This window comes from Streptomyces sp. ITFR-6 (assembly GCF_031844725.1).
Classification (GTDB): domain Bacteria; phylum Actinomycetota; class Actinomycetes; order Streptomycetales; family Streptomycetaceae; genus Streptomyces.
Genome location: NZ_CP134614.1, coordinates 244,390 through 251,144, shown reverse-complemented (window position 1 = coordinate 251,144; position 6,755 = coordinate 244,390). Strand labels below are relative to the sequence as shown.

Below are 6,755 nucleotides of genomic sequence, written 5' to 3'. Positions count from 1 at the left end.
TCATCGCTGCGCGATGGGAAAGTGAACCGGCTGCTTCGCAGCCCGGCCGAAGTGATGGAAAGCCGCTTCGCGGCTTTCTGATTTCCGCTTCGCTCCAATCCACGGGCCTCCGCTTCGCTCCAGCCCGAACAGCGGGGCGGGTCCGCTTCGCTCCCCCCACCCGGTTCCGGCTCCGCCGGAACGGCTGGCTACAGGGTGACGGTGCATCACCGCTGGTCTGTGTAGCATCCCGAGAACACATCTACCCCCGAGCCATGACACCCCATCACCCTGGACCGAGTGCCGGCCCCGGACCTGAGGGTGCGGATTCCGCTTCGCTCCACCCGCACCAGACAGACCATCACCCCTGCTCGGGGCGACTCCATCGCCAGGACGAGATCGCCTGAAACTCCCTCTGGTGAACACCGACCCGCTACGATGATACCCGTGCATCAACCTCACATGCGTCACATCATGCATCATCGATGTGCTGTGTAGTATCCCGAACAGATTGCCACTGCCTTTGATGGCCGACCGTTCATTCCTGGATTCTCGGAGATCCGATATGGCGAGTGCAGAGAGATTCACGCTCCGACCTCACCAGATCGAAGCTGTGGATGCTGTCGTGCGCGGGCTTGATATCCCGCCGGGGAAGAAGATCCCACCCGCCGGGCTGCGGGCCACTGTGGTGGCGGCGTGCGGCACGGGCAAGACGTTCATCGCCGCGCACTCCGCGCTCCGCCTGGCCCGCAACGGACGGGTCCTGGTCCTCCTGCCGACCCTGGATCTGCTGACGCAGACCGTGCGGGAATGGCGGGCGGGCGGCCACCACGGCCCGGCAGTCACCGTCTGCTCGCTGGAAGACGACCCGCATCTGTGGGACCTCAAGGTTCGCTCCACCACCAGTGCCCTGCAGCTGGCGCTGTGGCACGGGCGAGGGCCGGTGACCGTCTACGCCACCTACGCCTCCCTGCCCGTCCTGGCAGAAGCCCACGAGGGGACCTACGGGCTGCCCATGGACGTCTTCGACCTCGTGGTCGTCGACGAAGCCCACAGAACAAGTGGATCGGCAGGAAAGGCGTGGGCCGCCGTCCACGACCAGGACGTCATCCCCGCGATGCGCCGGCTCTATATGACCGCTACGCCCAGGATCTGGAAGGAGCGGCCGCCGCGGCTCTCCTGGGCGGAGCGGCAGGACAGGGCAGGGGTGCTGCGGGACCGGCTGCCGCAGGAGCTGGCCTGCTCGATGGATGATCCCAAGGTGTTCGGCCCGGTCGTCTACGAGTTGTCGCTCGCATCGGCCGTGTCCCGGGGCCTCCTGGCGCGGTATCAGGTCGTGGTCGTGGAGCTCACCGACCCGGTCGTCACCCCGGCCCGGCTGTCCGGGCCGCAGAAGCGGGACGAGGACGTCCGCGGCGAGCGTATGGGCGCGCTGCAGGCCGCGCTGCTGGAGACGATGGCTGAGCACGGGCTGCAGACCACCATCACCTTTCACCACCGCACGGCCGAGGCGGCTGCGTTCGCGGAAGGGCTGGGCCGGGTCGCGAGGCGGCTCCACGCGGCGGACTCGGAGCGGTATCCGGAGCGGGTGTGGGCCAACTGGCTGTGCGGGGACCATGAGGCCGACCACCGGCGCCAGGTCCTCGCCGACTTCGGCTGCTACGCGCGGGGCATGCGGTGCTGTCCAACTGCCGCGTCCTGGGCGAAGGCGTCGACATCCGGGCCGTCGATTCCGTCGCTCTCCTCGACCCGAAGGGGTCGGCCGTCGACATCGTCCAGGCGATCGGACGGGCGCTGCGGCAAAAGCCCGGAGAGGGGAAGATGGCGACGCTGATTGTGCCTGTCTCTTCGCGCCGCGTGAAAAGCCGGAAGACATGCTCACTTCCAATTCGTATAGGCCCTTGGTGAAGGTTTTGGAGGGGCTTCGGGCGCACGATGAGCGCGCTATCGAGCTGCTTGCCATTCCGCAGGAACAGCAGAAGGCGGTCGTTGATCCGTCGCCTCCGATCGGCCCCCCGCCGGAGGAAGGGCAGGAGGACACGCGGCCGCTGCTGCGGTTCGCGGCACCCCGAGATCCGGTGATGATCGCGAAGTGGGTGCGGTTCAACGTCATCAGCACCGAGCGCCAGGACTGGCAGCGCGGCTACGACGCCGCCCGCCGCTACTTCGAGCGCGAGGGCGACCTGGACGTGCCCTACGAGCACACCGAGGGCGCCTACCCCCTCGGCAGGTGGCTGTCCGACCAGCGCCGCTCCTACCGGGCCGGGACCATGAACGGCGAGCGCGCCGACGAGCTCGAAGAGCTCGGGATCGTATGGGACACCGCCGACGCCGCCTTCGAGGAGAACCTCGCCGCCGCGCGTGCGTACTACGCGGAGGCCGGAACCCTGGCCGCGCCCCGGCACGCCACCGCCCTCGACCGACCCATCGGCCAATGGCTCACCAACCTCCGCCGGCCCGGCGGCCTCGGCAAGGACACCGACCGGGCACAGCGGCGGGCGGAGCAGCTCGCCGCGATCGACCCGGACTGGAACCCGCGACTGCTCGGATGGACCGTGGACTGGCAACGCTGCTACACCGGCCTGCACGCCCTCCTAGGGGCCGGGAACACGCTGGAGGACATCCAGCCCGGAGTCACCTACCGCGGCGACGACATCGGCCGCTGGGTCCTCCGGCAGACGCGGGACCGGACACAGCTCAACGCGGAACAGCGGCGGCGACTGGAGGAGCTGGGAGTACGGCCACGGGCGGCTGCAAAGGCCCGTAAGAGTGCAGCGCGGAGTGCGACGAAGGCTGGGGCCGGGAAGGACTCCGAAGCCTTCCAACGAGGCGTACAAGCCCTACGGCAGTACATCGCGCGGGAAAGGAAGACCACCGTCGGAAGACAGCACGCCGAAGAACTGCCCGACGGAACGACCGTGCGCCTGGGTGTGTTCCTCAGCAACCACAAAAACAGGCGCGACAAGCTGAGCGAGGACCAGCTCACCACCCTCGCCGGCCTGGGGCTGGAGTGGGCGACGTAGCCAGCTCAGGCGTCTGCACCGGTGGAAGCGGCCACCCGGCCACCCGGATTGAAGGGATAGTCAGCTGCCGAAAACTGTATTCAGTGCCTGCTGGCCTTGCTCGATCGTGGTGTTCAGGGCAGCCGTCGTTGTGCCGATCTGGCCGAGTGCACCCATCACGGCGTCGTAGGCAGCGCGTATACGACCAGGTTGTGCAGTCTCGCTGTTGGCCTCCTCGGCAAGGACTTCGGCGTCGTGAACGAGCTGCGCTTCCTCTTCGGGCTCCATGCCATAGATCGGAGCGAGCTGCTTCACGAGGTCCGCAAACTCGCGCATGGCGCTGAGGTCGGGGGCGTTGTTGTGGTTGTGCTGCTCAACGTTGCCCTTGGTGCCCGCAACGACGTTCGTGGCGTTGATGCTGTAGTAATCACCCGGGCGGGTCCGGTTGAGGTAGTCGCTCACAGTTGCTCCAGAGAGTACGCAGTCAATGCCGTCGATGGTGATGGCGACGGTTTCGGGCTCGGTAGCGATCTTCTCGACAAGCCCCGAGTGAGTGAGGCGTGCCAGCGCGTAGGCCAGTTCCGTTCCTGACAGGGCGTCTCCGGCGAAGTGGGATCCGGCGGAGGTCAGGAAGGGGGAGTGTTCAATGAACGGCGGATCCGATGGTCAAGGAGACGCCAGATGAGCGATACCACCATCGAGCAGAGAGCGGGCGGCGAGCCGGGGGTTGCGGAGGCCGCGTCGGCGAGCGATGAGCAGTTGGTCGCGATGCTCGTGAGCCGGGCCCGTTCGGAAGGGCTGCAGCTGACTGGGGAGGGCGGGCTGCTTCAGCAGCTGACCAAGCGGGTCCTGGAGGGCGAGATCACCGATCACCTCGGTTACGAGAAGCACGATGCCGAAGGCCGGGGCAGTGGTAACAGCAGGAACGGGAGCCGGGCGAAGACGGTGCTGACCGACGTCGGTCCGGTCGAGGTGAAGGTCCCCCGGGACGTGACCGGCACGTTCGAGCCAGCCATTGTCAAGAAGCGGCAGCGGCGCCTGACCGGGGTGGACGAGATGGTGCTGTCGCTGTCGGCGAAGGGGCTCACGCACGGTGAGATCTCCGCGCACCTGGCCGAGGTCTATGGCGCGAGCGTGTCCAAGGCGACCATCTCTACCATCACCGACAGCGTGATGGACGGGATGGCGGAATGGGCCAACCGCCCGCTGGACCGCGTCTATCCGGTCCTGTTCGTGGACGCCATCAACATCAAGATCAGGGACGGGCACGTCGCCAATCGCCCGGTCTACGTCGTCATGGCCGTGACCGCCGAGGGCCACCGCGACATCTTGGGGATCTGGGCCGGTGACGGCGGCGAGGGCGCGAAGTACTGGCTGAGCGTGTTCACGGACCTGAAGAACCGGGGCCTGGAAGACGTCCTGATGCTGGTCTGCGACGGGTTGAAGGGCTTGCCCGAAGCGGTGGAAGCCGTCTGGCCCCGGACAATTGTCCAGACTTGCGTAGTTCATCTCCTGAGGAACAGCTTCCGCCACGCGGCCCGCCAGGACTGGGACAAGATCGCCAAGGCGCTCCGGCCCGTCCACACGGCCCCGAACGAAGCGGCGGCCACCGAGCGGTTCAGCGAGTTCCAGGAAACCTGGGGCAAGAAGTACCCGGCGGTCATCCGGCTCCGGGAGAACGCCTGGGCTGAGTTCGTCCCCTTCCTCTCCTTCGACGTCGAGATCCGCAAGGTCATCTGCTCGACCAACGCGATCGAGAGCGTGAACGCGCGGACCCGCAAGGCCGTTCGGGCCCGCGGGCACCTCCCCAACGAGGCCGCGGCTATGAAGTGCGTCTACATGGCGCTCATGTCCCTGGACCCGACCGGCAAGGGCCGCAAGCGCTGGACCATGCGCTGGAAGGCGCCCCTGAACGCCTTCCAGATCGCCTTCGAAGGCCGGCTCACCCCGGCTGCCTACTGACCCCAACAACACTGGATCAGCCGTTTACTGGACACTCCCGGGCGAGCAGGCCAAGGGACATGCCCGCCGGGCCATGGAGAGATCAAGGGCACCTTCAAGCACTGAGGCTCCGCCTCAGGCGACGGGTCCGGGACCGCAGCAGCGGTCCCGGACCCGTTTCTCATGTACCGGGTGCCGGGGCACCGATCAGGCGGCGGCGGGCTCGGGGCGGCGCAGCTGTGCCTGGCCGAAGAGGAGGGCGTAGTCGTCGGGGAGCTGGCCGAGGACGCGGGCGAGGAGGTCGGGGCCCGTCAGTCGGGTGACGACGGCGAGTACGGCGCCGGTGTCCCAGCGGGCGACAGCCGGGCTCACACCGGTGCGGGCTGCCAGGTCCTTGACGAAACCCCAGCCGGTGAGGTGCTCGGTCTCGGGGATCTGGGCGGTCAGGGCGCGGGCGGCTTCGACGGGCAGCACCTGGGCGAGGTCGACGCGTTCGTCGCCGGTGAGCTGGCGGCCGAGAGCGGACAGGACCTGGTAGACGGCTTCGGCGGCGCGTTCGCGGGTGGGATAGGCGCCCTCGTAGCGCACGCGTTCCAGCATCTGGTCGAACGTCATGGCCGGCTGGGAGGCGTTCGCTCGAGGCTGGTCGTACATGGCTGCGTTGCCTTTCTGTGCGGGGCCCCGGCCGTGGGCCGGTGGCGGTCAGGTGGACTTGCCGGTCAGGCGGGCTGGGGATGGCCGAAGAGGAGGTCGTAGCCAGGCGGGAGCTGGATCAGGACCTCGCGGATGAGGACGTCGCCCGCCGCGGCGGCCGCGGTCGAGAGGACCGCGCCGATGTCCCACAGGGCGGTCTCCTCGGTGGCGCCCTCGATCCAGGCCGCGGTCGCCCGGACGAACCGTTCCGGGGAAAGCGGTTCGGCAGCCTGCAGCGGTTGAGGAGGATCAGGGCGTAGGTCTCCGGGCGGCGAGCTCGGCCCGCACCGTGCCGACCAGAAGGGCGCCGAGCAGGGCCAGGACGGCACGGGCGACGCGGTCGGCTTCCTCAGCGGTTTCGTACTCGCCGCGTTCCTGCACATGGGCCAGGAACGACTCCCTGCGCATCGACATCGACATCACCTCCGGAAAGAGGGGTGAAGCAGGTCAAAGAAGGGGGCGGAGGGCGGGTGCCGGAGGGGGATCGGCGCTTCCCCGCCCGCCGCTGGCTACGGGTGCGCGTCAGGCGGAGATATGCTTGGGGCCGGCGTCGGCGCGGATGCTGATCTTGCGGGGCTTGGCGCGCTCGGCGATCGGGATCCGCAGGGTCAGGACACCCGCGTCGTAGTCCGCCTCGATGTGCTCGGTGTCCAGGGTGTCGGCCAGCATGATCTGACGGGAGAAGACACCCAGCGGCCGCTCGGCCAGTTCCATCTTCACGGAGTCGGCCTTCAGGACCGGGCGACGCTCCGCCTTCACTGTCAGCATGTTCCGCTCGACGTCGATGTCGATCGCCTCGGTGTTCACACCCGGCAGGTCGAACGCGATCACGTACGCGTCTCCGTCGCGGTAGGCGTCCATCGGCATGACCGACGGCTTCGACCAGGTCCCCGACGTACCCGCCAGCTGCTGGACGATCCGGTCCATCTCGCGGAACGGGTCGGTGCGCATCAACATCGCGAAACACCTCCAGTTGGTTCAGGCAGAAACTGCCAATGCGCTTCAACGTGCCACCGTTGTAACATGTCATCCAAGCGATGACAAGCTCAGAGTCATCTGGAGGATGACGCGATACGGAGAGCTCCATGAACGAAGCCCTTACACCGGCCGCGCCGGTCTCCTTTCTCGCCGCCTCCGCGG

At 67.7% G+C, this 6,755-nt stretch carries 6 protein-coding genes and 2 pseudogenes; 4 read left to right on the top strand and 4 right to left on the bottom strand.

All coding sequences use genetic code 11. From position 1 onward, the window contains the following. Positions 1 to 505: 505 nt before the first annotated feature. The 3 genes and pseudogenes from RLT59_RS39590 to RLT59_RS39580 all read left to right on the top strand — a co-directional run. Positions 506 to 1,069: pseudogene (locus tag RLT59_RS39590) on the top strand (DEAD/DEAH box helicase family protein); the annotation flags it as partial. A gap of 587 nt (positions 1,070 to 1,656) precedes the next feature. Then, positions 1,657 to 1,887: a helicase-related protein gene (locus tag RLT59_RS39585; RefSeq protein WP_399127157.1), complete on the top strand. Its 231-nt coding sequence runs from the start codon at positions 1,657 to 1,659 to the stop codon at positions 1,885 to 1,887. Then, on the top strand, positions 1,884 to 3,002 hold the full coding sequence (locus RLT59_RS39580; protein WP_399127155.1) for a helicase associated domain-containing protein: 1,119 nt from the start codon (positions 1,884 to 1,886) through the stop codon (positions 3,000 to 3,002). Before RLT59_RS39585 ends, RLT59_RS39580 begins: the two co-directional genes overlap by 4 nt. Before the next feature lie 60 nt (positions 3,003 to 3,062). Here the strand turns inward: RLT59_RS39580 and RLT59_RS39055 are convergent, their stop codons facing one another. Further along, entirely contained in the window at positions 3,063 to 3,443 is a 381-nt protein-coding gene (locus tag RLT59_RS39055; protein WP_311308208.1) for a hypothetical protein, read from the bottom strand. A gap of 306 nt (positions 3,444 to 3,749) precedes the next feature. On the opposite strand from RLT59_RS39055, the gene RLT59_RS39050 reads away from it, so the two are divergent. Then, a complete protein-coding gene (locus RLT59_RS39050) occupies positions 3,750 to 4,943 on the top strand; it encodes an IS256 family transposase (protein WP_311308220.1) in 1,194 nt (397 codons plus the stop codon). 186 nt (positions 4,944 to 5,129) lie between these two features. Here RLT59_RS39050 and RLT59_RS39045 read toward each other — a convergent pair whose 3' ends face one another. From RLT59_RS39045 to RLT59_RS39035, 3 genes and pseudogenes are all read right to left on the bottom strand, one after another. Next, positions 5,130 to 5,576, bottom strand: a complete 447-nt coding sequence (locus RLT59_RS39045) for a DUF2267 domain-containing protein (protein ID WP_311308207.1) — start codon at positions 5,574 to 5,576, stop codon at positions 5,130 to 5,132. A 65-nt stretch (positions 5,577 to 5,641) separates the two neighbouring features. Then, a pseudogene (locus RLT59_RS39040) lies at positions 5,642 to 6,029 on the bottom strand (DUF2267 domain-containing protein). A gap of 108 nt (positions 6,030 to 6,137) precedes the next feature. Beyond that, the gene (locus RLT59_RS39035) at positions 6,138 to 6,572 is read right to left on the bottom strand and encodes an Hsp20/alpha crystallin family protein (RefSeq protein WP_311308206.1); all 435 of its coding nucleotides are present in this window, start codon (positions 6,570 to 6,572) and stop codon (positions 6,138 to 6,140) included. Positions 6,573 to 6,755 lie beyond the last annotated feature (183 nt).

What these genes read in the sequence shown, in the direction of transcription:
- RLT59_RS39035 (WP_311308206.1), bottom strand. Translation starts at nt 6,572, where the DNA reads ATGTTGATGCGCACCGACCCGTTCCGCGAGATGGACCGGATCGTCCAG.
- RLT59_RS39050 (WP_311308220.1), top strand. Translation starts at nt 3,750, where the DNA reads ATGCTCGTGAGCCGGGCCCGTTCGGAAGGGCTGCAGCTGACTGGGGAG.
- RLT59_RS39045 (WP_311308207.1), bottom strand. Translation starts at nt 5,576, where the DNA reads ATGTACGACCAGCCTCGAGCGAACGCCTCCCAGCCGGCCATGACGTTC.